The 469-nt window shown below is 61.8% G+C and carries 1 protein-coding gene; it reads left to right on the forward strand.

The features are described from left to right. Positions 1 to 469 (forward strand): ATP-binding cassette domain-containing protein (locus tag AC3XQU_RS22910; RefSeq protein WP_489876459.1); only part of this gene is annotated, 469 nt, incomplete at both ends.

Here is a 469-nt window from a genome sequence, read left to right on the forward strand (position 1 = left end):
TCGGGTGGCCAGCAACAGCGGATCGGTGTGATCCGCGCGTTGGCGGCCGATGCACCGTTGCTGCTGATGGACGAACCGTTCGGTGCGGTCGACCCGATCAACCGCGAGATGATCCAGAACGAATTCTTCGAGATGCAACGCGCGCTGAACAAGACCGTGATCATGGTCAGCCACGACATCGACGAGGCCATCAAACTGGGCGACAAGATTGCGATCTTCCGCGCCGGCAAGCTGCTGCAGATCGACCATCCGGACACCTTGCTGGCGCATCCGGCTGACGAGTTCGTCAGCAACTTCGTCGGCCAGGACAGCACCCTCAAGCGCCTGCTGCTGGTCAAAGCCGAAGATGCAGCCGACAACGCCCCGTCGGTGAGCCCGGAAACTCCGGTGGCGGATGCGCTGGAGCTGATGGATGAAACTGACCGCCGTTATGTGGTGGTCACCTGCGCCGAGAACAAGGCGCTGGGTT

The sequence above is a fragment of the Telluria sp. AZSoR62 genome (assembly GCF_058111565.1).